Annotated in this window: 17 protein-coding genes; 5 read left to right on the top strand and 12 right to left on the bottom strand. The window is 69.6% G+C overall.

The genetic code is table 11. The features are described from left to right. Window positions 1-245 precede the first annotated feature (245 nt). Window positions 246-4,037, top strand: a complete 3,792-nt coding sequence (locus OHB49_RS10635; protein ID WP_329159751.1) for a bifunctional glycosyltransferase/CDP-glycerol:glycerophosphate glycerophosphotransferase — start codon at window positions 246-248, stop codon at window positions 4,035-4,037. Beyond that, window positions 4,030-5,547 carry a hypothetical protein gene (locus tag OHB49_RS10630; RefSeq protein ID WP_329159748.1) on the top strand — a complete coding sequence of 506 codons (1,518 nt, stop codon included), beginning with the start codon at window positions 4,030-4,032 and terminating at the stop codon, window positions 5,545-5,547. Before OHB49_RS10635 ends, OHB49_RS10630 begins: the two co-directional genes overlap by 8 nt. A 32-nt stretch (window positions 5,548-5,579) precedes the next feature. Here OHB49_RS10630 and OHB49_RS10625 read toward each other — a convergent pair whose 3' ends face one another. The 6 genes from OHB49_RS10625 to OHB49_RS10600 all read right to left on the bottom strand — a co-directional run bounded on the left by OHB49_RS10625 (window position 5,580) and on the right by OHB49_RS10600 (window position 13,261). Then, on the bottom strand, window positions 5,580-6,503 hold the full coding sequence (locus tag OHB49_RS10625; protein WP_329159746.1) for an endonuclease/exonuclease/phosphatase family protein: 924 nt from the start codon (window positions 6,501-6,503) through the stop codon (window positions 5,580-5,582). A gap of 139 nt (window positions 6,504-6,642) precedes the next feature. Further along, complete coding sequence (locus OHB49_RS10620; RefSeq protein ID WP_329159743.1) at window positions 6,643-8,772, bottom strand: 3-hydroxyacyl-CoA dehydrogenase NAD-binding domain-containing protein; 2,130 nt, start codon at window positions 8,770-8,772, stop codon at window positions 6,643-6,645. Then, window positions 8,769-9,989 carry a thiolase family protein gene (locus OHB49_RS10615; protein ID WP_329159741.1) on the bottom strand — a complete coding sequence of 407 codons (1,221 nt, stop codon included), beginning with the start codon at window positions 9,987-9,989 and terminating at the stop codon, window positions 8,769-8,771. Before OHB49_RS10615 ends, OHB49_RS10620 begins: the two co-directional genes overlap by 4 nt. Before the next feature lie 295 nt (window positions 9,990-10,284). Further along, a complete protein-coding gene (locus OHB49_RS10610; protein ID WP_329159740.1) occupies window positions 10,285-11,562 on the bottom strand; it encodes a ribonuclease D in 1,278 nt (425 codons plus the stop codon). Window positions 11,563-11,679: 117 nt separating this feature from the next. Continuing rightward, window positions 11,680-12,342, bottom strand: a complete 663-nt coding sequence (locus OHB49_RS10605; protein WP_024488613.1) for a helix-turn-helix transcriptional regulator — start codon at window positions 12,340-12,342, stop codon at window positions 11,680-11,682. Window positions 12,343-12,601: 259 nt separating this feature from the next. Further along, on the bottom strand, window positions 12,602-13,261 hold the full coding sequence (locus OHB49_RS10600) for a DUF3000 domain-containing protein (RefSeq protein WP_030917737.1): 660 nt from the start codon (window positions 13,259-13,261) through the stop codon (window positions 12,602-12,604). A 92-nt stretch (window positions 13,262-13,353) separates the two neighbouring features. Between OHB49_RS10600 and hemE the strand changes: the two genes are divergently transcribed. Continuing rightward, complete coding sequence (gene hemE, locus OHB49_RS10595) at window positions 13,354-14,427, top strand: uroporphyrinogen decarboxylase (RefSeq protein WP_329159737.1); 1,074 nt, start codon at window positions 13,354-13,356, stop codon at window positions 14,425-14,427. 111 nt (window positions 14,428-14,538) lie between these two features. On the opposite strand, the gene OHB49_RS10590 is transcribed toward hemE, so the two are convergent. Together OHB49_RS10590 and OHB49_RS10585 are read right to left on the bottom strand one after the other, a co-directional pair. Further along, window positions 14,539-15,921: an FAD-dependent oxidoreductase gene (locus OHB49_RS10590; RefSeq protein ID WP_329159735.1), complete on the bottom strand. Its 1,383-nt coding sequence runs from the start codon at window positions 15,919-15,921 to the stop codon at window positions 14,539-14,541. A gap of 46 nt (window positions 15,922-15,967) precedes the next feature. Next, the gene (locus OHB49_RS10585; RefSeq protein ID WP_329159733.1) at window positions 15,968-16,960 is read right to left on the bottom strand and encodes a DUF4349 domain-containing protein; all 993 of its coding nucleotides are present in this window, start codon (window positions 16,958-16,960) and stop codon (window positions 15,968-15,970) included. A gap of 127 nt (window positions 16,961-17,087) precedes the next feature. On the opposite strand from OHB49_RS10585, the gene hemG reads away from it, so the two are divergent. Both hemG and hemQ read left to right on the top strand, forming a co-directional pair. Further along, window positions 17,088-18,563 carry a protoporphyrinogen oxidase gene (gene hemG / locus OHB49_RS10580; protein WP_329159732.1) on the top strand — a complete coding sequence of 492 codons (1,476 nt, stop codon included), beginning with the start codon at window positions 17,088-17,090 and terminating at the stop codon, window positions 18,561-18,563. Between the two features lie 4 nt (window positions 18,564-18,567). Then, entirely contained in the window at window positions 18,568-19,281 is a 714-nt protein-coding gene (hemQ, locus tag OHB49_RS10575) for a hydrogen peroxide-dependent heme synthase (protein WP_030979298.1), read from the top strand. A 301-nt stretch (window positions 19,282-19,582) separates the two neighbouring features. Here the strand turns inward: hemQ and OHB49_RS10570 are convergent, their stop codons facing one another. The 4 genes from OHB49_RS10570 to OHB49_RS10555 form a co-directional block, all read right to left on the bottom strand. Further along, window positions 19,583-20,371 carry a TIGR04222 domain-containing membrane protein gene (locus tag OHB49_RS10570; RefSeq protein ID WP_329159729.1) on the bottom strand — a complete coding sequence of 263 codons (789 nt, stop codon included), beginning with the start codon at window positions 20,369-20,371 and terminating at the stop codon, window positions 19,583-19,585. Between the two features lie 105 nt (window positions 20,372-20,476). Then, on the bottom strand, window positions 20,477-21,514 hold the full coding sequence (locus OHB49_RS10565) for a TIGR04222 domain-containing membrane protein (RefSeq protein WP_329159727.1): 1,038 nt from the start codon (window positions 21,512-21,514) through the stop codon (window positions 20,477-20,479). Between the two features lie 5 nt (window positions 21,515-21,519). Next, window positions 21,520-22,893 (bottom strand): DUF692 domain-containing protein, encoded by a 1,374-nt coding sequence (locus tag OHB49_RS10560; RefSeq protein ID WP_329166436.1) that lies wholly within the window; start codon window positions 22,891-22,893, stop codon window positions 21,520-21,522. 146 nt (window positions 22,894-23,039) lie between these two features. Next, the gene (locus OHB49_RS10555) at window positions 23,040-23,783 is read right to left on the bottom strand and encodes a DUF4142 domain-containing protein (RefSeq protein ID WP_329166434.1); all 744 of its coding nucleotides are present in this window, start codon (window positions 23,781-23,783) and stop codon (window positions 23,040-23,042) included. Between the last annotated feature and the right edge of the window lie 55 nt (window positions 23,784-23,838).

Here is a 23,838-nt window from a genome sequence, read left to right as displayed (position 1 = left end):
GCGCCATGACTTCAATCACTCTCACATGTCCAGAGCGTTTCGTGGACCCTCGCGGAACCTGCACATTGACATCCTTTAATGTTCACTTAAGCTTTGCGTCTGACGCAACAGTTTCAAGAGTTGAGCGACCAGCGGTCGGTTCGGTCCGACCCTGGGCCCCCCATGGCTCGGCGAAGGCGGTGCGCAGAGTTGGATGTTGGTGGTGGCGCTGGCGCGCTCTGCCGCCGTGAACTGGAGTGTGAAGCATGGCCGACGGGCCGCGCCTGAGTGTCATCGTCCCGTTTCAGGATGTTGAGATCTATCTTGCCGAGTGCCTGGAGTCGATCGCACGCCAGACGTTCCGTGAGTTCGAAGTCATCATGGTTGATGACGGCTCGACCGATCAGTCCACCCAGATCGCTCAGGAATTCTGCGCACGGGACCCCCGCTTCCGGCTGATACGCCAGGAGTCGCACGGCCCCGGCCACGCTCGCAATACAGGTCTTCGTGCCATGCATCCGGCAGGTGAGTTCCTGGTCTTCGCCGATGGCGACGACGTCATTCCGGAATACGCCTATGAGTTGCTCATCCGCACTCTCACGGAGTCCGGTTCGGATTTCGTTTCGGGCAATGTCCAGATGATGAACTCCACCACGAAGTGGCAGTCTCCTCTTCACAAGGGGCCGATGCAGCGTGACCGCCGTGGAACGCACATCACCCGGTTCGAGGCACTGATCTACGACCGAACCGTCTGGAACAAGGTGTTCCGCCGTTCTTTCTGGGACTATCACTTCATTCAGTTCCCCGAAGGAGTCATGTACGAGGACTCCTGGGTGAACATGTTCGCCCACTTCCGGGCCGAGAAGGTCGATGTCATCACCGACATCGTGTACTTCTGGCGCCGGCGGGAAGGCGGAGCCGCCCCTTCCATCACCCAGCGGCACACCGAGCTCAGCAATCTGCGTGACCGGGTCGCCGCCGTGCAGTCCGTGAGCCGCTTCCTCGGGCAGCACCGGTCGCGGTCGTTCAGGGACCACAAGCGCAAGTACGACCTCGCCTGCCTCAAGTCGGACCTCATGCTCCATCTGAAGGTGCTTCCCGACGCCGACGAGGAATATCGCGATGCCTTCATGCACTGGGCCCAGGAGTTTCTGAGCGAGGCGGACGAGGGCATCATCGAAGAGCTTCCCGCGGACGCCCGCATCAAGTGGCTCCTTGTCCACCAGGGTCAGCTCGATGAACTGCTCGACGTCGTCGAGTTCGAGCGCAAGGGTGGGCCGCTTCCGGTACGCCGCCGACTGCACCGGTACCTGAACTATCCGCATCTGGGGAACCGCAAGACGGGTCTCTACAAGCGTGACTACCGGCTCGACAAGGAACTGTCGCCCTACAGCTCGGCCACCGGGGTGCAGTGGAACGGCGAGTGGCTGACGCTGACCGGTTCCGCCTATGTGCGTTTCATCAATGTGCACAAGCGGCACATGTCAACGAAAATGCTGGCACTGCGCAACAAGAAGACCGGAAGCACCCTCGTCAACCTGGCCAAAACGACGTATTACCCCCAGGCGACCGAGCATTCCAACCAGAACCGCTACTGCTACGACTGGGCGGGCTTCGAGAGCCGCTTCGACACCACCCGGCTGAAAAAGAAGGGTGAGTGGGTCGAGGGAACCTGGGATGTCGCAGCCGGTGTGTTCAGTCGCGGGCTGTTCCGTTACAAGAGCATCGGCCGCGGTGGCGCCGGTACGGCGGCCAACCCGCCGTACCGGTACGTCGACAAGAACACCCGCATCGTTCCGTTGTTCGTGCAGGGCAGTCTGAAGCTCCGGGTGGAGGTCGTCCGGTGCCGCATCACGAGGCACCGTGTCGTCGGCGAGCATCTGGAAATCGGCGGTGTCTATCTCGGTCCGACGATTCCCGAGTGGGGCAAGTTCCGTGTCACCAGCATGAATGGTGCGGGCCGCCATGATTCCTGGCTGAGTTTCCAGCCCGGCGGCGAGGGCTGGTGCACGTTCGTCACCCGTGTCCCACTGGCCAACGTGGTGCCCGGCTCGCGGGCCACGGGCGATGCGGTGCCTCAGGCGTGGACCATGGGCAGCAACGGCTGGAAGGTCACCGTGCACATGGAGGGGCGCAAGACGCCTCTCTACCCGGTGATGGCCGAGGAGGCCCAGGACGGCCACTACCGCATGCCGGTATCTCTGCAGACGGAGGATGGCGACCGCGAGATCGTCGTTCACCGGAACGGTTCGGGGTATGTGGTGCTGTTCGAACGCGCTGCCCTGCCCCTCCTCTCGGACGGTGCCTGGCTCGAGGGCGGTGCGCTGGAGCTCGTCTGTGGCTACTCGTGTGCCGACCTGCTCGGTCCTGCCGAGCGGGTCGCCGCCCACGTGGTCGTCCGCTCCCGTGCTCATGGCGCCGAACGGGCCGTGCCGATCCAGTGGGACGGAAACAGGTTCCGCTGTGTCCTCACCCCCGCCGCGATGAGGACGCTGGCGGGTGACATCCCTCTCGCCGCGGGCCGCTGGGACTTCTTCCTGCGCCGTCAGGACCCCTCCGTCGTAGCCCCGGACGACCGCTCGCCGGACCTCATGATCAAGGTCGAGCAGGAGCTCATCGCTTCCATGCCCCAGAACATGGAACAGGGCGACCGAGGGTACGAACTCCAGGCCGAGGCCTACGACAGGCTCTCGATGCTCGTGCAGTCCGCGATGCCCGAGGAGGCTCGAGGTCCGTACCGGCAGAAGCTGCTGCGGACCAGGGCGTACCCGCAGGCTCGGCGTCAGGACATTCGACCGGCCGTGCTCTTCGACGCCTTCAAGGGAACGCAGTACTCGGACAGCCCTCGGGCGGTGCACGAGGAGATGGTCCGGCGCGGGGTCGCGCTGGAGCACCTCTGGGTGGTGCGTGACGACCAGGTCGATGTGCCTCCGACCGCCAGACCTGTGCGCATGTGGTCGCCGGAGTGGTACGAGGCCCTGGCGACTTCGCGTTACGTGGTCGCCAACAACCACCTCCCGGACTGGTTCCAGAAGCGTCCCGAGCAGGTCGTCGTCCAGACCTGGCACGGCACGCCGCTCAAGCGCATCGGCCATGACATCGAATCAGTGCACTTCGCGGACCAGCGGTATCTGGAGCGGGTCGAGAAGGAAGTCCAGAACTGGGACATGCTCGTATCGCCCAACAGTTTCTCCACTCCGATCCTCCAGAGGGCCTTCAGGTTCCCCGGAGAAATGGTCGAGTGCGGCTACCCGCGCAACGACATCCTGAGGCGTCACGACACAGGCCGCAGGGCGATGGAGATCCGTCGGCGCATCGGGCTGCCGCCGGGCAAGCGCGTCATCATGTACGCCCCCACATGGCGCGACGACCAGTTCTACGCACCCGGGAAGTACAAGTTCGACTTCCGTATCGATCTCGACGACGCGCGGGAGCGGCTCGGTACGGACCATGTGCTGATGGTGCGTCGCCATCCGAATGTGGTGGACCCGGTTCCTGGCGCCGGGGACGGCTTCGTCTATGACGTCTCCGACTATCCGGATATGGCCGACCTCTCGCTCATAGCCGATGTGATGATCACGGACTACTCGTCCCTGATGTTCGACTTCGTCAACACGGGGCGCCCGATCCTGTTCTTCACCTACGACCTGGACCACTACCGCGACACACTGCGTGGCTTCTATTTCGACTTCGAGGAGAGTGCCCCGGGGCCGCTGGTCTTCGAATCCGCCGAACTGATATCCGCGATCCGGGACATCGACCGGATCCAGGAGGGCTACGCGGACCGATACCGGTGGTTCCAGGAGGAGTTCTGCGACCTGGACGACGGCTACGCCTCGGCCAGGCTCGCCGACCGGATTCTGGTCGCCGGCGGGGACCTGGACGCTGCGCAGGCGATGGCACCGGCCGTCGGGACGGTGACGCCCTACAGCTCCGGCTACAACTCCGCCCAGGCGAGGGAGCGGGCCCTCCGTGGCGGCGGAGTGGTGCCCAGGCAGCTGATGAACAGCCCTACAGCCGAGCCGGACCGGCAGGAAGTGGATTCCCTACATGTCTAATGCAGCCCCGGCCGGACGTGCCGTGTTCAGCGGTGTCGAAGCCTCCGGGTCAGTTCCCATCGAGTACAGGTTCTCCCACGCGAAGAACGGAAACCGGCATCTGCTCGTCGTTTTCGCCAACCTCGGTGCCCCAGGTGAGTGGGGATGGGCGAACGGGGTACTCGACAAGACCCGTGCGAACATATTGTGGATCCGTGACCAGTTCGACGGCCAGAATAGCTATTACCTGTGTAAAGGGATGGACTTTTCGCTGGAGAGGTCTGTCATCGAACTAATCTCGCGCGTCATGAACGCACTTTCCCTGACACCGGACGACTGCACCATGTTCGGCAGCTCCAAGGGCGGCACGGCAGCACTGTACTTCGGATTGAAGTACGGCTTCCGGAACGTGGTGGCGAGTGTGCCTCAGTTCAGGGTCGGCACCTATGTCAAGGAATCGATGCCGGGCGCGGCCCGGTTGATGATGGGCGAAGTGACGGACGAGAAGGTGCACATCCTCGACTCCGTGCTCCCCAACGTGGTGGGGTCGGGAACGTATCGCGATGCCAATATTTATCTCATCTCGTCACCCCAGGACGAGCAGTACACGCGCCATGTCGAACCTTTCCTCGGGCTCTTCCAGGGATACACGAACTTCAATTTCGTCTACAACGACTCTCCTCTGATCGCGAGTCATGGAAAAGTCACCCTGCGGAATCTCCCGACCATTATGGGACTCTTGAATCTCCTTGTCGACGGAATCACTCCCCGCATAGGCGTGGTCAGCAACGGCCAGGAGCAGCCGGAGTGCGACACATCCGCCATCGACTCATATCTCTCGTCCACTTCCCAGATGCGCGGTGATAGGTTCCCCGCGCCCGTGGTTTCTACGCCGGTGCCCCATCAGGAGGTGCCGGGAAACGCCGTACGTTTCGTCGGAAGCGCTCCGGGTGCTGTGCGCATCAGCCTGTGGGAGAACGGCAAGTACCTAGGCTCGTCGCAGGTGCTCCCCGACGGCAGCTGGAGCTGGGCACCGGACAGGACCTGGGCCGAGGGGAAGCACGTCATCAGGCTCTTCGCAGTGGACGCCAACAAATTCCACAGCGCGCGCACCGAAGCGGTCTTCACCGTCCAGGCGCAGAGCTCCCCGTCCGCGGGCCCGCACGCGGCGTCCGGCGGACAGCTCCCGGTGCAGCAGACGGCCGGCCCCTCGGCCCCCGCCCCTGTCATCTCGGTGCCGGCTCCGGGTCAGCAGGTGCCGGGCCCGGTCATCGGCCTCATGGGGTATGCGCAGGGCGCGGTGCATGTGGAGTTCGCGGAGGAGGGGATGCCGCTCGGCATGGCACCGGTGGCCCCGGACAGCAGCTGGTCGTGGGAATCGGGCTGGTCCTGGACCGAGGGGCCGCACACCGTTGAGTGCCACGCGGTGGACATGGGCGGCAACAAGTCTCAGCGGACCGCGGTCACCTTCAGCGTGGTGAACGCCTACGCCTCACCGGCCCCGGCGCAGCACTTGGCTCCCGGCTACTGACGCTGCGCCCGGCAGGGGGACCGACCGCTTTGTCAGTAGGCCCTGACCCCCATGACGAGCGCCAGGTGGTCCGATGCCGCGGTCGCCCGTACCGAGCAGTGCGTTCGTGGCAGTGCGGTGAACAGGTAGTCCACCTTGTGACCGGTGAGATGAGTGGCCCGGCCGCTGCGCGAGGAGGCCGGCCCCTGGTCACACTCCCGGTAGCTGCGGTACATGTCGTACGGCCAGATCCAGCTGTCCTGGCTCCCGGCTGAAGGCGGCGCGCTGTTCAGGTCCCCGCCAAATACCGTGCGCGCGTCCGCCGCGCCCACCAGCGACGAGAGCTGGTCGTCACGGTATTCCCAGTCCGGGTGCGCCCGGTCGCTGCCGGGCAGAGTCAGGTGTGCATTGCACACCTGGACGCCGTGGGAGGCGACCGTGGCACAGAGGACGCCCCTGCGCAGTCCGACGGCCGGTTGCCGCGTGGGCACCACCGCGACACGGGACAGCGGCGACGAGGCGAGGATCGCGAAGCCCGCTTGTCCCTGACGCCGCTCTGCGCACCTCACCTCGGTCTGCCGCCCCCGCGCGTCGCGGTAGGCGTACGCCCGGAAGGTGCTGCGCCAGCCCTGGCCCAGTTCTTTCCGCGCCGAGGCGAGATCTCCGGCGCAGACCTCCTGCAGCATGATCACCCGTGCGCCGTCGACGGTGGCCAGCCGCTTCAGCGCCTGGATCTTCCGTCGGCTGCTCCCCGTGTCCTCGCAGTTCCATTGCCGTACGCCGCACATGTTCCAGGTCGCGATCCGCAGCTCCGCCGGTACGGCGTCCGACAGCGGCGCGCGCGTGGCGCCGGGCCGGTCGGACAGCGCGACCACGACGAGTGCGACCAGGGCCGTGGCCACCAGAGTCAGCCAGGGGGCTCGCGAGCGTGGCGCCGCGGCGGAGACCCTTGGCAGCAGCCCGGGACGACGCGGCATGACGCGGCCTCTCCCTCTGCCCGGATTCTTCCCGCCGGACTCTTCGTCAGCCCGAATGCGAACGGACCGTACGGGACATGATCCCGTACGGTCCATCCAGCCCTGCGACCGGCCTGTCACGCAGGCAGGCCTGCCGGACTTACGCCGGAACGCTCGCCACGCCCTGCGCCAGGAACTTCTTGCCGTTCACCCGCTCCGAGACGCCCTCACGGTCCAGGTACGGCGTGATGCCGCCCAGGTGGAAGGGCCAGCCCGCACCGGTGATCAGACAGAGGTCGATGTCCTGGGCCTCGGCGACGACGCCCTCGTCCAGCATCAGACCGATCTCCTGCGCCACCGCGTCCAGGACGCGGTCGCGGACCTGCTCCTCGGACAGGACGACATCGCCCTGCTCGAGGAGAGCGGCGACCTCCGGGTCGAGCTCCGGCTTGCCGGAGTCGTACACGTAGAAGCCGCGCTTGCCGGCCTTGACGACCGCCGCGAGGTTCTCGGAGACGGTGAAACGCTCCGGGAAGGCGCGGTTCAGGGTCTCGGAGACATGCAGACCGATGGCCGGGCCGACCAGCTCGAGGAGGACCAGCGGGGACATCGGCAGGCCGAGGGGCTCGATGGCCTTCTCGGCGACCTCGACCGGGGTGCCCTCGTCGATGACGTTCTGGATCTCGCCCATGAAGCGGGTGAGGATGCGGTTGACGACGAACGCCGGGGCGTCCTTCACCAGCACCGCGGTCTTCTTCAGCTTCCGCGCCACACCGAACGCCGTGGCCAGCGAGGCGTCGTCGGTCTTCTCGCCGCGCACGATCTCCAGCAGCGGGAGGATGGCGACCGGGTTGAAGAAGTGGAAGCCGACGACCCGCTCGGGGTGCTGCAGCTTCGACGCCATCTCGGTGACCGAGAGGGACGAGGTGTTGGTGGCGAGGATCGCGTGCGCCGGGGCGACCGCCTCGACCTCCGCGAACACCTGCTGCTTGACGCCGATCTCCTCGAAGACGGCCTCGATGATGAAGTCGGCGTCGGAGAAGCCCTCGGCCTTGTCCAGCACACCGGAGACCAGGGCCTTGAGGCGGTTGGCCTTGTCCTGGTTGATCCGGCCCTTGCCCAGCAGCTTCTCGATCTCGGCGTGGACGTAGCCCACACCCTTGTCGACGCGCTCCTGGTCGATGTCGGTCAGGACGACCGGCACCTCCAGGCGGCGCAGGAAGAGCAGCGCCAGCTGTGAGGCCATCAGACCGGCGCCGACGACGCCGACCTTGGTGACCGGGCGGGCCAGGCTCTTGTCCGGGGCACCGGCCGGGCGCTTGGCGCGCTTCTGGACCAGGTTGAAGGCGTAGATCCCGGAGCGCAGCTCGCCGCCCATGATCAGGTCCGCGAGGGCCTGGTCCTCGGCGTCGAAGCCGGCGCCCAGGTCGCCGTCCTTCGCCGCGGCGATGATCTCCAGCGCGCGGTACGCGGCCGGGGCGGCGCCGTGCACCTTGGAGTCGGCGATGGCCTTGCCACGGGCGACGGCCTGGTCCCAGGCGTCACCGCGGTCTACCTCGGGGCGCTCCACCGTGACCGTGCCGTTCAGCACGTCCGCGGTCCAGATCAGCGACTGCTCCAGGAAGTCCGCGCCTTCGAAGAGGGCATCGGCGATCCCGAGCTCGAAGACCTGCTTGCCCTTGAGCTGACGGTTCTGGTTCAGCGAGTTCTCGATGATCACCGAGACCGCGCGGTCGGCGCCGATCAGGTTCGGCAGCAGGGCGCAGCCGCCCCAGCCGGGGACCAGACCGAGGAAGACCTCGGGCAGCGAGAACGCGGGCAGTGCCTTGGAGACGGTGCGGTACGAGCAGTGCAGGCCGACCTCGACACCGCCGCCCATCGCCGCGCCGTTGTAGTACGCGAACGTCGGGACAGCGAGGCCGGAGAGACGCCGGAAGACGTCGTGGCCGCCCTTGCCGATGGCGAGCGCGTCGTCGTGCTTCTTCAGCAGCTCGACGCCCTTGAGGTCGGCGCCGACCGCGAAGATGAACGGCTTGCCGGTGATGCCGATACCGACGATCGCACCCTCGGCGGCCTCCTTCTCGACCTGGTCGATGGCGGCGTTCAAGTTCGCCAGCGACTGCGGTCCGAAGGTGGTCGGCTTGGTGTGGTCCAGGCCGTTGTCCAGCGTGATGAGGGCGAACCTGCCCGCGCCCGCCGGCAGGTCGAGGTGGCGCACGTGCGCCTGCGTGACGACCTCGCCCGGGAACAGCTCGGCTGCGCCCTTCAGAAGCTCAGTGGTGGAACTCACTTGTTGCCTCCGTCGAAGTTCGGGTTCTCCCAGATGACCGTCGCGCCCATGCCGAAGCCGACGCACATGGTGGTCAGTCCGTAGCGGACCTGCGGCTGCTCCTCGAACTGACGGGCCAGCTGCGTCATCAGACGCACACCGGACGAGGCCAGCGGGTGACCGTACGCAATGGCGCCGCCGTACTGGTTGACGCGTGCGTCGTCGTCGGCGACGCCGTAGTGGTCGAGGAAGGCGAGCACCTGGACGGCGAACGCCTCGTTGATCTCGAACAGGCCGATGTCACCGATCGACAGACCGGCCTTGGCGAGGGCCTTCTCCGTCGACGGGATCGGGCCGTACCCCATGACCTCGGGCTCGACACCGGCGAAGGCGTACGAGACGAGGCGCATCTTGACCGGGAGGCCGAGCTCGCGGGCGACGTCCTCGGCGGCGAGCAGGGAGGCGGTGGCGCCGTCGTTGAGACCCGCGGCGTTACCGGCGGTGACGCGGCCGTGGGGGCGGAACGGGGTCTTGAGACCGGCCAGGGACTCCAGCGTGGTGCCCGGACGCATCGGCTCATCGGCGGTGACCAGGCCCCAGCCCGTCTCGCCGGCCTCGGCGTTGGTACGGCGCACGGAGACAGGCACCAGGTCCTGCTGGATCTTGCCGTTGGCGTACGCCTTGGCGGCCTTCTCCTGCGAGCGGACCGCGTACTCGTCGGCGCGGAGCTTGGTGATCTGCGGGTACCGGTCGTGCAGGTTCTCCGCGGTCATGCCCATGAACAGGGCGGACTCGTCGACCAGCTTCTCCGATACGAAGCGCGGGTTCGGGTCCACGCCCTCGCCCATCGGGTGGCGGCCCATGTGCTCGACACCGCCGGCGACGACGACGTCGTACGCGCCGAAGGCGATGGAACCGGCCGTCGACGTGACGGCGGTCAGGGCGCCCGCACACATGCGGTCGATGGAGTAACCGGGGACGGACTGCGGCAGACCGGCCAGGATTCCGGCGGTCCGGCCCAGCGTCAGACCCTGGTCGCCGATCTGGGTGGTCGCGGCGATGGCGACCTCGTCGATACGGGCCGGGTCCAGGTCCGGGTTGCGGCGCAGCAGCTCCCGGATGGCCTTCACGACGAGATCGTCGGCGCGGGTCTCGTGGTAGATGCCCTTCGGGCCCGCTTTGCCGAACGGGGTGCGGACGCCGTCGACGAAGACGACGTCCCGGATGGTACGAGGCACGATGGCTCTCCTCCAGGGTGCGGGATGGCACTGCTGCGCGGCACGCCCGGAAGCGCGCCGCCACCATCATGCTACTTGCGGGTAACCAGACTGCCCACCCCCAACGGCGGGAGCGGCGAACGTCACATGCCGGGACGGGGACAAGGTGGCGTGATTCCGATCGTCCCCGACCGCCCCGCGGCCGCACTCCGGCAGACGAAAACGCCCTCGGCCGGTCGGCCGAGGGCGTTTTCGTCGCACGAGGTCGTAGCGCGTCGTCCAGGCGAATTCGTGCGGAAAGGGGAGGTGCGAGGGCTCAGGCCGTCGCCGTCGTCAGGGCGCGCAGCAGGAGCGGCGCCACCTGTTCGATCTGCCACCGCCGGGCCCCGTACGTGGTGAGCGCTTCCTCGACCGCGTCCGGCGTCGGGTTCTTCGGCGGTTCCCAGCAGACCCGGCGCACGGTGTCCGGTGTGATCAGGTTCTCCTGCGGCATGTGCAGCCGCTCGGCCAGCTCCGACACCGCGGCGCGGGCCGCCGAGAGCCGGGCCGCGGCCGCCGGGTCCTTGTCGGCCCAGGCGCGCGGCGGCGGCGGGCCGAGGAGGGGCTGGCCAGGCTGCGGGAGCTCGGCCTCGGGGAGCGCCTTGGCCCGGTCGATGGCCGCCTGCCACTGCTCCAGCTGACGCCGGCCCATGCGGTGGCCGAAGCCCGGCAGGGTGGTCAGCGCCTGGGTGTTCGGCGGGAGGGCGAGGGCCGCCTCGATGATCGCGCCGTCGCCGAGGACCTTGCCGGGCGAGATGTCCCGGCGCTGTGCGACCTGGTCACGGGCGTTCCACAGCTCCCGTACGACCGCCATCTGACGACGGCGGCGCACCTTGTGCATACCGGACGTGCGGCGCCACGGGTCCTTGCGCGGGGGAGCGGGCGGCGCCGAGGCGATCGCGTCGAACTCCTCCTGCGCCCACTCCAGCTTGCCCTGCCGGTCGAGCTCCTCCTCCAGGGCGTTGCGCAGATCGATCAGGAGCTCGACATCGAGCGCGGCGTAGCGCAGCCAGGGTTCGGGCAGCGGGCGGGTGGACCAGTCGACGGCGGAGTGCCCCTTCTCCAGCGCGTAGCCGAGCACGTTCTCGACCATCGCGCCGAGGCCGACCCGCGGGAAGCCCGCCAGCCGTCCGGCGAGCTCCGTGTCGAAGAGTTCGGTGGGAGCCATCCCTATTTCGCGCAGGCAGGGCAGGTCCTGGGTGGCGGCGTGCAGGATCCACTCGCTGCCGCGCAGCGCCTCGCCGAGCGACGTCAGGTCGGGGCAGCCGACCGGGTCGATCAGGGCGCTTCCCGCGCCGTCGCGCCGCAGCTGTACGAGATAGGCGCGCTGGCCGTAGCGGTAGCCGGATGCGCGTTCGGCATCGACGGCGACGGGGCCGGTGCCCGCGGCAAAAGCCGCGACCACTCGGGCGAGGGCGTCGTCGGAGGCCACCACCGGGGGAATGCCCTCGCGAGGTTCGAGCAAGGGGATCGGCGCCGGGGCGACGTCGTCCGGGGGAGCGCCCCCGGTGGTTCGCAGTGAAGTGTCTGCTGCGGTCTCTTGGGCGTCGGTCACGTGTCAAGGGTATCTGTGTATGCACGGCGCCCGTCGACGGAACGTTCCGTCGACGGGCGCCGATGAATGTAAACCAGCCGGTCCGCAACGTTCTGTCGGCCGGCCGGGGTGTGCGGGTCAGTGGATGATGCCCGTGCGCAGGGCCACGGCGACCATTCCGGCGCGGTCTCCGGTGCCGAGCTTGCGGGCGATGCGGGCGAGGTGGCTCTTGACGGTCAGGGCGGACAGCCCCATGGAGACACCGATGGCCTTGTTGGACTGCCCTTCGGCGACCAGCCGGAGGACCTCCACCTCGCGGCCGGACAGTTCGCGGTAGCCGCCCGGGTGGCTCGGGGTGCCGGGGGGCCGGCGGTGCATACGGGCGGCATTGGCGCCGATGGGAGCGACGCCGGGGCGGGTGGGGTGGCCGATATTGGTGCGTGTGCCGGTGACGACATAGCCCTTCACGCCGCCCGCGAGGGCATTGCGTACGGCGCCGATGTCATCGGCGGCGGAGAGGGCGAGGCCGTTCGGCCAGCCGGCGGCTCGGGTTTCGGACAGCAGGGTCAGCCCGGAACCGTCGGGCAGATGGACGTCGGCAACACAGATGTCGCGCGGGTTGCCGACGCGGGGACGGGCCTCCGCGATGGACGACGCCTCGATGACGTCACGTACTCCGAGTGCCCACAGATGGCGGGTGACGGTGGAACGGACGCGCGGGTCGGCCACGACGACCATGGCCGTCGGCTTGTTCGGGCGGTAGGCGACCAGGCTTGCGGGCTGCTCGAGGAGAACGGACACCAGGCCTCCTGGGGAGTGGCGGGACGGGCCGGCTCGGGGATGAAGCCGGGGCGAACCGTGCTTGAAGGGTCATTGACCTCTTCGGCAGCAGACCCGTCCTCCTTTAGAGGAAGATCACGATTTAGTGAGTAACAATTCGGGCAAATCGGACGGGCGATCGATTGTACGAAAAGAATCCCGGCAGCCGAGTGAAACCTGTGACGGATTGTTACCGATATGTTTCGGTCTGCGCCAAAAGGTGTAGTAGCGGAACGGCCGGCTACGGAACCTGCGGGCCGCGCCGCTGAGGCAGCGTCACCACCGCCGCGTCGGCCGGACCCGACGGCGGCAGACCGGCGATCTGGCACAGCAGATCCCCCCACGCCACCAGATGCGCCGCCGTGTCCGGTGCTCCGCCCCGCCCCTCGCGCGGCGTCCAGGACGCCCGGATCTCGATCTGTGTCGCCGGGCGCCGCTCGGACAGCGCACCGAAGTAGTGCGAACCTGCCCGGGTGACCGTGCCGCCCGCCTCCCCGTACGACAGGCCGCGCGCCTCCAGCGCACCGGTCAGCCAGGACCAGCACACCTCCGGCAGCAGCGGGTCGGAAGCCATCTCCGGCTCCAGCTCGGCGCGGACCAGCGTCACCAGACGGAACGTGCCGTGCCACGCCTCGTGCCCAGCGGGATCGTGGAGCAGCACAAGGCGGCCGTCCGCGAGATCGTCCTCGCCGTCGACGACCGCCGCCTCCACGGCGTACGCGTACGGAGCGAGACGCTGAGGCGGCCGAGTCGGCTCCACTTCCAGCTCGGGGCGGAGCCGCGCCGAGCGCAACGCTTCCACCGCCGACCGGAACGCGGGCGGGACGGAACTGCCCTCCGCACTGTCCTTGCTGTCAGCGCCATCGGATTGTTCGGAAAATTGTCCCTGAGCCGGAGCCATGCGGGGAAGAGTAGGCGGAACCGGAGCCTCGTGCAGGGAGGGACACCCGGCGCGGACCCGGCTCCTTACCGCTTCGTGCGAAGATTCTGTGCGTGAGCGCCAACGATCGCCCCTCGGGCCAGCAGACGAAGACCTCCGCCACCCATGAGTCGCCGTTCCTGAAGGCGTGCCGCCGCGAGCCGGTGCCGCACACGCCGGTCTGGTTCATGCGTCAGGCAGGGCGGTCGCTGCCCGAGTACCTCAAGGTGCGCGAGGGCATCGCCATGCTCGACTCCTGCATGATGCCGGAGCTGGTCACCGAGATCACGCTGCAGCCCGTCCGCCGCCACAAGGTCGACGCGGCGATCTACTTCAGCGACATCGTCGTCCCGCTCAAGGCCATCGGGATCGACCTCGACATCAAGCCCGGTGTCGGCCCGGTCATCGCCGACCCGATCCGGACCCGCGCCGATCTCGCCCGGCTGCGCGACCTCACGCCGGAGGACGTCCACTACGTCACCGAGGCCATCGGCATGCTCACCGCCGAGCTCGGCCCGACGCCGCTCATCGGATTCGCCGGTGCGCCGTTCACTCTCGCGAGCTACCTCGTGGAGGGCGGTCCGTCCCGCAACCACGAGCGCACCAAGGCCATGATGTACGGCGAGCCGGAGCTCTGGGCCGAGCTCCTCGACCGGCTGGCCGAGATCACCGGCGCGTTCCTGAAGGTGCAGATCGAGGCGGGCGCCTCGGCCGTGCAGCTCTTCGACTCCTGGGTCGGTGCGCTCGCCCCCGCCGACTACCGCCGTTCCGTGATGCCGGCCTCCGCGAAGGTCTTCGACGCCGTCGCTCCGTACGGTGTCCCGCGCATCCACTTCGGTGTCGGCACCGGCGAACTGCTCGGGCTGATGGGCGAGGCGGGCGCGGATGTCGTCGGCGTCGACTGGCGCGTCCCGATGGACGAGGGCGCGCGTCGGGTCGGACCCGGCAAGGCATTGCAGGGCAACCTCGACCCGGCGGTGCTGTTCGCGCCGACGGCGACGGTGGAGGCGAAGACGCGCGAGGTGCTGGACGCGGCCGCCGGTCTGGAGGGCCATGTCTTCAACCTGGGCCACGGTGTGATGCCGACGACCGACCCGGACGCGCTGACGCGGCTCGTCGAGTACGTACACACGCAGACCGCTCGCTGAGGGCTGTCCCGTACGGTCTTTCCGGCCCCGGGGCGCCCGTACGGTCCGGGCTCAGCCCTCGGCGGCGTTCGGGGACCGGACGCGGGCGTCGCCGCCGGTGCCGGACGGACGTCAGGCGGTGCCGGCCCCCCGTACCGCCGTCACCGCCTTCCGCGCCGCCACCAGAATGGGGTCCCAGACCGGCGAGAACGGCGGGGCGTACCCGAGGTCGAGCGCCGTCATCTGTTCCACCGTCATCCCTGCGGTGAGCGCGACCGCGGCGACGTCCACCCGCTTCGCCGCCCCGTCCCGGCCCACGATCTGCACCCCGAGCAGCCGGCCCGTGCGGTACTCCGCGAGCATCTTCACCGTCATCGACCGGGCGCCCGGGTAGTAACCTGCCCGGCCCGTCGACTCGATCGTCGCCGTGACGAACCGCAGCCCCACCGCGCGGGCGTCCTTCTCGCGCAGCCCCGTCCGGGCGATCTCCAGATCGCAGACCTTGCTGACCGCGGTGCCCACCACCCCCGGGAACGTCCCGTAGCCGCCGCCGACGTTGGCCCCGATGATCTGGCCGTGCTTGTTTGCATGGGTGCCCAATGCGATATGGCGGGTGCGGCCCGCCACCAGGTCGAGGACCTCGACGCAGTCGCCGCCCGCCCAGATGTTGTCGTGTCCGACGACCCGCATCGACAGATCGGTGAGCAGACCGCCGTGCGGGCCGACCGGCAGGCCGGCCGCGCGGGCCAGTGTCGTCTCCGGTTCGACACCGATGCCGAGCACCACCACATCCGCCGGGTGGGTCGCGTCGTTCGTGGCGACCGCGGTCACGCGGCCGTCCGCTCCGGTGAGGATCTTGGTGACCTCGGCCCGGTTCACCGTCGTGATGCCCAGCCCGTCCATCGCGTCGTGGACCAGGCGCCCCATGTCGGGGTCGAGCGTCGCCATCGGCTGCTCGCCGCGGTTGAGGACCGTCACCTGGAAGCCGTGCTTCAGCAGCGCCTCCGCCATCTCGACACCGATGTATCCGGCGCCGACGACGACCGCGCGCCGCCCCGGCGCCCGGTCCAGGGAGTCCAGCAGCGCCTGGCCGTCGTCCAGGGTCTGCACGCCGTGCACCCCCGCCGCGTCCATGCCGGGCAGGGCCGGACGCACCGGCCGGGCCCCCGTCGCGATCACCAGCTTGTCGAAGCCGGTCCAGTAGGTCTCCCCGCTCTCCCGGTCGAGCGCCCGCACCCGCTGCCCGGCGACATCGATCTCCGTCACTTCGGTGCGCATCCGCAGGTCGATGGCGCGGGCCCGGTGCTCCTCGGGCGAACGGGCGATGAGGGCGTCCCGTTCCGCCACGTCGCCGCTGACCCAGTACGGGATGCCGCAGGCCGAGTACGAGGTGAAGTGGCCCCGCTCGAAGGCGACGATGCTCAGCTCCTCCGGTCCCTTGAGCCTGCGGGCCTGGGACGCGGCGGACATGCCCGCCGCGTCCCCGCCGATGACCACCAGTCGCTCCGCTGTCATGCCGGGTCCCTTCGAGCGTCGACTCCGAAGGTCCACGCTACGACGCTCAGGGGGCGGTCGGAGCCTCCGGTGCTGTGGGAGCCTGCTCATCCGGCTGGGATGCCTGGGGTTCCTGGGACACCTTGCGTCGGGCGAGCCAGGTGCGCAGCAGCCGCCCGAGCAGCAGCAGACCCGCCGCCGCGGCCAGGAACGGCGCCGCCGCACCCACGGCCATCGCGATCCACCGCACCATCGTCACGAACGCGTGCCAGCCGCCGCCGAGCGCGTCCATGAATCCCGGATCGTCGTCCTCCTTGTTCGACGGGGACTCCGGCTCGGAGAGGCTGAGTGTGATCGTCGCCAGGGTGGTGCGGTCCTTCAGCGACTCCTGCTGGGCGAGGAGCGACTCCAGTTCGGCCTGACGGTTGCTCAGTTCCCCTTCCAGGGTGACCACATCGGCGAGTTTGTCGGCCCGGTCCATCAGCTTCCGCACCCGGGTGACGCTCGCCCGCTGGGTGGCTATCCGGCTCTCCACGTCGACGACCTGATCGGTGACGTCCTTCGCCGTCGTGGTCCGGGACAGCAGCTTTCCGCCACCCGCCAGCTCCTGCAGCACGGCGTCGTACTCACCCTGCGGCACCCGCAGCACGATGTGCGACGCCTCATGCGTGGCGTCGAGCCGCTCGGTGGACTCGCTCGCCACCAGACCGCCCGCACTCTCCACCGCCGCTCGGGCGGCCGCGACCGCCTTCGGCACACTCTTCACCTCCACGGAGAGCGAGGCCTTGCGGATGACATGGGGGGTGGACAGCGCGGAGGGCTTCTTCTTCTCCGCCGAGCTGCTCTCGGCGGACCCCTGGTCCGCAGCCCCGGCGGCGGCGTCGCCACGTTCCGCGCGGGGGGCCGCGTACTTGGCGTTGTCTCCCGCCACGCCCTTGCTGTCCGCGCTGTCGCTCCCCCCGCAGCCGCTCAGTGCGAGGAGTGCGGCGAGCGTCCCGGCGGCGAGGACCGTGCGCGAACGGTGGGCGGACAAGCGGTCCGGATGGCGTCCTGGCTGCATAACTGCTCCCCCTGGGCGGGTGGTTGATGGTGCCGGTTCGACGTTCGGGACCGGGGTTCGGGTTGCCCGTTACCGGTTTCGAAGCGGTCACGTTCGGGACTCGGAAGAGGTTTGAGAGAGTGGAGGCATGCAGCGTTCAACAAACCGCGTGGACACAGGTACGGGTCATGTCGTCGTCATCGGCGGCGGCATCGCCGGACTCGCAGCCGCCCACCGGCTCCTGGCCACCGGGCTGCGGGTCACCCTCCTGGAAGCGACCGACCGGCTCGGCGGCAAGCTCATGACCGGTGGGATCGCGGGCACCCAGGTCGATCTGGGTGCGGAGTCGATGCTGGCCAGACGGCCGGAGGCGGTCGACCTGGCGCGGGCCGTCGGGCTCGGCGACCGGCTGCAGCCGCCGGCCACGGCCACGGCGGCGATCTGGACGCGCGGCGAACTGCGGCCGATGCCCAAGGGCCACGTGATGGGCGTGCCGGGCGACCCGGCCGCGCTCGGCGGGGTGCTGTCGCCGGAGGGCCTCGCCCGCATCGCGCAGGAGCGGGACCTCACCCCGACGGCCGTCGGCGACGACGTCGCGGTCGGTGCGTACGTGGCCGACCGGCTGGGCCGCGAGGTCGTCGACCGGCTCGTGGAACCGCTGCTCGGCGGGGTCTACGCGGGCGACGCCTACCGGCTCTCGATGCGTGCCGCCGTACCGCAGCTCTTCGAGGTGGCCCGGGAGGGCGGCTCGCTGCTCGACGGCGTGCAGCGCATCCAGCAGCAGGCGGCGGACCGCCGGCAGACCGGCCCGGTCTTCCAGGGCATCGACGGAGGCATCGGCACCCTGCCGGACGCGGTCGCCGACGCCGTGCGCGCGGCGGGCGGCGAGATCCTCACCGCCACGCCCGTGCTGGGGCTGACCCGTACCACCGACGGCTGGGACATCCGCACCGACACCCGGGTGATCACCGCCGACGGCATCGTCCTCGCCACCCCCGCCTGGTCCGCTTCCACGCTGCTCGCCGCCGAGTCCCCGGCCGCCTCCGTCGAGCTGGCGGGCGTCGAATACGCGTCGATGGCGCTGGTCACCCTGGCGTTCCGGCGCTCCGACGTGGCTGCCACGGGCGCCCTCGACGGGCGCTCCGGTTTCCTCGTACCGCCGGTCGACGGCCGCACCATCAAGGCCTCCACCTTCTCCACCCACAAGTGGCAGTGGGTCGCCGACGCAGCCCCTGACCTGTTCGTCCTGCGCACCTCCGTCGGCCGGTACGGCGAGGAGGACCACCTGCACCGCGAGGACGCCGAACTCGTCGACGTCTCGCTGCGCGACCTCGCCGAGGCGACCGGACTCGCCGCGAAGCCGGTGGACACCGAGGTCACCCGGTGGATCGGCGGACTGCCCCAGTACCCCGTCGGTCACCTGACGCGGGTCGCCCGGATCCGCGACGAGGTCGCCAAGCTGCCGGCGCTGCGGGTCTGCGGAGCGGTGTACGACGGCGTCGGCATCCCCGCGTGCATCGCCAGTGCCCACCGGGCCGCGGACGAGATCGCCGCCGATCTCGCGGGAGAGATCATTGCCACTCCCACCCCGGTTCAGGGCACACGGAGCGAGGCGGGACAATAGCCGTATGAGTGCGCCTGAGAAGATCCCCAACGCCGGCAAGAAGGCCAAGGACCTCAACGAGGTCATCCGCTACACGCTGTGGTCCGTCTTCAAGCTTCGTGATGTGCTCCCTGCCGACCGCGCCGGTTACGCCGACGAGGTCCAGGAGCTGTTCGACCAGCTCGGCGCCAAGGACATCACCGTCCGTGGCACCTATGACGTCTCCGGCCTGCGTGCCGACGCCGACGTCATGATCTGGTGGCACGCCGAGACGGCGGACGAGCTGCAGGAGGCGTACAACCTCTTCCGGCGCACCAAGCTGGGCCTGGCGCTGGAGCCGGTCTGGTCGAACATGGCGCTGCACCGCCCCGCCGAGTTCAACAAGGCGCACATCCCGGCGTTCCTGGCCGACGAGACGCCGCGCAACTACATCAGCGTCTACCCCTTCGTGCGCAGCTACGACTGGTACCTGCTGCCCGACGAGGACCGCCGCCGGATGCTCGCGGACCACGGCAAGATGGCCCGTGGCTACCCCGACGTCCGCGCCAACACCGTCGCCTCCTTCTCGCTCGGCGACTACGAGTGGATCCTCGCCTTCGAGGCCGACGAGCTCTATCGCATCGTCGACCTCATGCGTCACCTGCGGGCCTCCGAGGCGCGGATGCATGTCCGCGAGGAGGTCCCCTTCTACACGGGCCGCAGGAAGTCCGTCGCAGACCTGGTGGCCGGGCTCGCGTAGCGAGCGGGCTCCGACCACCCCAACCCGGAAGATCAGACGGCGGGCGCCGGCGCACGGCTGTGCGCTGCCCGCCGCTCCAGCGACACCGGGTTCGGCTCCGGGCACGCCGTAGGTCCTGACCTGCAGCGTTCCCGGGACGGGCGGGGGAGTGACACGTCCTTCCCCGCTCGTCTTCGGCCCCGCCCCGGCGCGGGCCGGTCACCTGCTCCCGTGGGAGTACGGCAGTCCTGGCTTCTCGAAGGCCGGCCCACTCATGTGCTGGGCGCCGGCCCGGCGGGAGGTCGCCCCTGCCGCGCCGTATTCAACGGCCCTGGTGCGAGAGATGTGCCGGGTGCACGCCGATCGAGAGCGCGGCGCGCAGCGCCGGATCGTCGACGGCACGGACACCTCGTACGGCGACCGCCGCCAGGACGTCGTGATCCGCGCCGCCCGCCGGTGCGGCGACCGAGTCCAGCAGCCGCTGCCCGGTGGGCGAGGCCCAGGAGCTGTACGGATGGATCTCCATCCGGGCGATGGCCAGAGCGCCGAGCGTCAGGAGGAGCGGCAGCCCGAACCAGACGAGTTCGGCCGCTGTCGGACTGCCGAGCCCCCGCTCCTGTCCGGGGAGCAGCAGCGCGGCACCCGTCAGTACAGCCGCCAGCAGGGCCGATCCACGTACCGCGCGCACCGCCGACGCGATGTCGGTCCGTGCACCGCCGGGCAGGGCCAGCCCTGCCCGGACGAGGCGGTCGGCGAGGGCGCGTACGGCTTCGGCGGCGGCGGTCGCCGAACGTATCGGAGGTATCGGCGACTGCCCCTCCGGGCCGATGGCACGGATCACCGTACGCTCGACCTCGTCCCGGCCCTCGGGGTCGACGACGGTGGCCCAGCCGGTGTGGGCGAGCAGCAGTCGACGGCGCAGATGCATCGTGACGAGGGCGAGGTCGGCGACCCGGTGCGGGCCGCCCGTCAGGAACGCGGTCTCGTACAGGGTCAGTTCGACGTCCCCGGGGTCCCGCGCCCGGTCGACGGACGCGGCGGCCAGACAGAGCCGGAGACAGGAGAGGGCCGCAGCGCCCCACGCGACCAGCAGAAACAGAACCCAGAGCATGTCGGGATTTCTATGCGAGGCGGATGGTGGAGCGCCACGGCTTTCCAACATACGGACGCGCACCGGGAAGACCGAAGCGGCAGTGGAGGCCGCGGAGCCGCCCGTTCAGGAACTGCTGCTGCTGCAGCTCGAACCACTGCTGCTGGAACAACTGCTGCTGGAGCAGCTGGAACTGGAGCAGCTGGAGCCGGAACTGCAGCTGCTTCCCGAACCGCAGCTGCTCCCCGAACTGCAACCACCACCGCCACCTCCGCCGCCCGGGGTTCCGCTGGAACTTCCGCAACCGGAGTCGGCCGGGCCCGAACCGGCGCACCACGCCGTCGCCATGAGGTAGTCACCGCTGCCGGTGGAGGACGAGGAGGGGTGCGAGGGCGACATCGGCCGCCGCCCGGCGGCCGTCCGCATCCGTGCCGCCGTCACCAGCTGCGTCCGCAGTACGGGATCGGGCAGCGCACGCAGTCCGAGCGTCGCCACCAGATGGGCCGGCTCCGCGGTGCCGACGTGGGCGGCGCGGTACTGCCGGGCCGCCTGCCTGCCCGCCCCGGTGATCCGGGCACGGGCAATGCCCGCGCAGACGAGCCCGATCGGGATGCCCACGAACAGGGCAGGAAGCACCTTGACGATGAAGGGGACGGTGAAACCGGTCGGGTCGTTCTGCGTCACGACCTGAGCCACCGTCACCGCGAAAGACACCGGAATGGCCAGCAGGCAGCCGAATCCCTGGAACAAGCCCCAGCGGCGCCATTTCCGGGTGGCCTCCGGTGCGGCCAGCAGACCGCGGGCCGCGAGTCCGTCGCCGACCTCCTGCACGGCGGGGTGCCGCATGGCCGCGTCCCGCAGGGTGTGCAGCGCGCCGCTGGGAGCGGCGGCGTGCGCCTGTAGCACGGCCCTCTCCACCGGGTCATGGGCGACCGGCTGCGTGATGGCGACGATGCCCGGGCCACCGACCACCAGGCGTCCGTCCGCCTGGAATGCGGTGAGCGCGGTGTCCACCACCCTGCCGGGCCCGCCGTTCAGGAAGGCCACTTCGTAGAGGTCGTGCACAGGGCCACCCGGTCCGCCCCGGGCCTTCGAGAGCCCCACGATCAGGAGCGTCGAGGAGGTGACGACGCCGAGCGTCACGAGCAGAGCGACGACGTTCATTCCGGTCACCTTCCGGCGATCGCGGCGCGGGCGGCCCGTACCAGCCGGGTGGTGCGACGGGGCGGCCTCGCGGCCGCACGGTCCTGCCACCAGTGGGTCAACCGACGCCGGGCGGCGTCGTCCGCGGGCCGGCCGGTGATCAGCAGCTGCTCGGCGAAGTCCAGTGCGTCGCGCCGGTATCCGGCGGACATGGGGCGGGTCCTGGCGTACGAGAGGAAGGCGTCCCGGTAGCCGTCGCCGAGGATCCCGGGCAGCTCGGGCGCCACCTTGGCGACGACGTCGGCCCGCTTGGCGGCCAGGGCACGGCTCTGGACGCCCAGGCGACGGTGGTCGAAGCCCTCGGGGGCAGGGGTGCCGGCCACGAGTGCGGAGAGCAACGCGGTCTGGGCGACGGCGGCGCGGTCGCGTGCTCCATCGGTGGCGACACCGGTGTCGGTGACCCGGGTGCTGGTGGCGGCCGTGGTGGTGTCGTCCGCGGACTCGACCGGGGAGGCGGCCGGGGCGATGCCACCGTGGCCGGATGCCCCCGTCTCGGACGTGGAGCCCGACCGGGCCTTCCCCGCCGCTTCCAACGTGGCGCGGACAGCGGTCAGTTCGCCCGCCAGTTCCTCCGCGGGCGGGAAGTCGTCGTCGCGCTCGAGCAGAACTCCGGGCGGCGCGATCCGGGAGCGGAGTTCGGCGAGTACGTCCAGGACGGGCCGGGTCACCGGGTGGGCGTGCGTGTCGTGCCAGACGCCGTCCTTCTCGACGCCGCCCGCCACATGTACGTACGCGATCGCCTCCACCGGCAGTTCGTCGAGCGCCTTAGCGGGGTCCTCGCCACGGTTGACGTGGTTGGTGTGCAGGTTGGCGACATCGATCAGCAGCCGGACCCCGGTGCGCTCGACCAGTTCCGCCAGGAACTGGCCCTCTGTCAGCTCCTCGCCGGGCCAGGAGATCAGCGCCGCGATGTTCTCCAGCGCCAGCGGCACCGGCAGCGAGTCCTGGGCGATCCGCACGTTCTCGCACAGGACGTCCAGCGCTTCCCAGGTCCTCGGCACGGGCAGCAGGTGGCCCGCTTCGAGCCTCGGAGACGCGGTGCGCGGCCCCCCGGCCCGCACGAACGCGATGTGCTCCGTGACCAGCGGCGTGTCCAGCAGCACCGCTCGGGCGGCGAGGTCGGCGAGTCGGGCGGGGTCGGGGCGGTCGGCCCCGCCGAGGCCCAGTGAGACGCCGTGCGGGACGACGGTCACGCCGCGCGCGCGGAGCCGTACCAGGGAGTCGGGCAGATGGTCGGTGCAGAGGTTCTCCGCGACCGCCTCCACCCAGTCGATCCCCGGCAGCGCCTCCACCGCGTCCGCCATCTCCGGCCGCCAGCCGATACCGATGCCCAGCTCCATGGTGTCCCCCTCCATCCACTCCGTGCAGAGGTAATGGCCCCGTCGGGCGGGGGCCAATCCGAAGGGGGGGACGTTCAGAGCAGGATTTGAGGTTCCGGCCGTGGGCAGGGCCGGATCAGAGCATCGGCATCCGCAAGGTGGACGGATCAGGGCATCGGCATCGGCATGGTGGACGGACGCGAAGTGAACGACTGGTCCCCGGTCGGCTCGGCTGGCACCGGCTGGGCCGGCACCGTCCCGCCGGCCGGCGGGGGCGGCCCGGTCGGACTGGCCGTCGCCGCTGCCGCGGCGTCGCGCGCGATCGCGTCGAAGTCGACGAAGCCGGTGCCCTCCAGCATGGTGATGTGGTCCAGCACGGTCTGGTTGGCGTCGGTCGCCAGCTGACGGATCAGTGAATTCCGGGTCGTGGCCCGGACCTGGGCGACCAGGGCGAAGACCTTGCCGTGCGCGGCCCGCAGCAGATTGGCGAACTTGCGCTCGTAGTCCTCGCCGCTCGCCGCAGTCAGCTCGCGCAGCCAGCCCTGCTGCTGCTCGGTCGGCTGGTTCGGCAGTTCCACCCCGAGCTTGGCGGCCACGTCCCGGGCCCGGCGGTCCAGGTCCGAGTGCCCGACCACCAGATGGTCCCCGGCGGCCTTGACCGCCTCGCTCGGCGCACGCTCGATGGCCTGCTGCCCGGCGGGGAGCTCCCAGAGCCCTGCCAGGCGCACCCTCACCAGGAAGTCCCGGTCGGTCGCGGAGAGCGGACCCCACTGCGTGGCGACGGACGACGCGTTGAGATTGGCCTGACCGGTACCGGAACGGTCGGCGTAGGACCAGACGGGATAGGCGAGCGCGCCGAGCGTGGCGACAAGTGCCGCGATGATGAGGGCCGTTCCATTGATGCGTCGCAACAAGGTTTCTCCCGGGCCGAGGTGTGACGGCGTCGAATCGACTGCCGGTTCCAAC

This window comes from Streptomyces sp. NBC_01717 (genome assembly GCF_036248255.1).
GTDB lineage: Bacteria > Actinomycetota > Actinomycetes > Streptomycetales > Streptomycetaceae > Streptomyces.
Note: the sequence above shows the minus strand (reverse complement) of the source record. Positions and strands in the feature narration are given on the sequence as shown.

Excerpts from the sequence above, each read along its gene's own strand:
- OHB49_RS10560 (WP_329166436.1), bottom strand. The coding sequence starts at position 22,893 with ATGGAGCTGGGCATCGGTATCGGCTGGCGGCCGGAGATGGCGGACGCG.
- OHB49_RS10630 (WP_329159748.1), top strand. The coding sequence starts at position 4,030 with ATGTCTAATGCAGCCCCGGCCGGACGTGCCGTGTTCAGCGGTGTCGAA.
- OHB49_RS10590 (WP_329159735.1), bottom strand. The coding sequence starts at position 15,921 with ATGACAGCGGAGCGACTGGTGGTCATCGGCGGGGACGCGGCGGGCATG.
- OHB49_RS10565 (WP_329159727.1), bottom strand. The coding sequence starts at position 21,514 with ATGAACGTCGTCGCTCTGCTCGTGACGCTCGGCGTCGTCACCTCCTCG.
- OHB49_RS10635 (WP_329159751.1), top strand. The coding sequence starts at position 246 with ATGGCCGACGGGCCGCGCCTGAGTGTCATCGTCCCGTTTCAGGATGTT.
- OHB49_RS10585 (WP_329159733.1), bottom strand. The coding sequence starts at position 16,960 with ATGCAGCCAGGACGCCATCCGGACCGCTTGTCCGCCCACCGTTCGCGC.
- hemQ (WP_030979298.1), top strand. The coding sequence starts at position 18,568 with ATGAGTGCGCCTGAGAAGATCCCCAACGCCGGCAAGAAGGCCAAGGAC.
- OHB49_RS10570 (WP_329159729.1), bottom strand. The coding sequence starts at position 20,371 with ATGCTCTGGGTTCTGTTTCTGCTGGTCGCGTGGGGCGCTGCGGCCCTC.
- hemG (WP_329159732.1), top strand. The coding sequence starts at position 17,088 with ATGCAGCGTTCAACAAACCGCGTGGACACAGGTACGGGTCATGTCGTC.
- OHB49_RS10625 (WP_329159746.1), bottom strand. The coding sequence starts at position 6,503 with ATGCCGCGTCGTCCCGGGCTGCTGCCAAGGGTCTCCGCCGCGGCGCCA.
- OHB49_RS10600 (WP_030917737.1), bottom strand. The coding sequence starts at position 13,261 with ATGGCTCCGGCTCAGGGACAATTTTCCGAACAATCCGATGGCGCTGAC.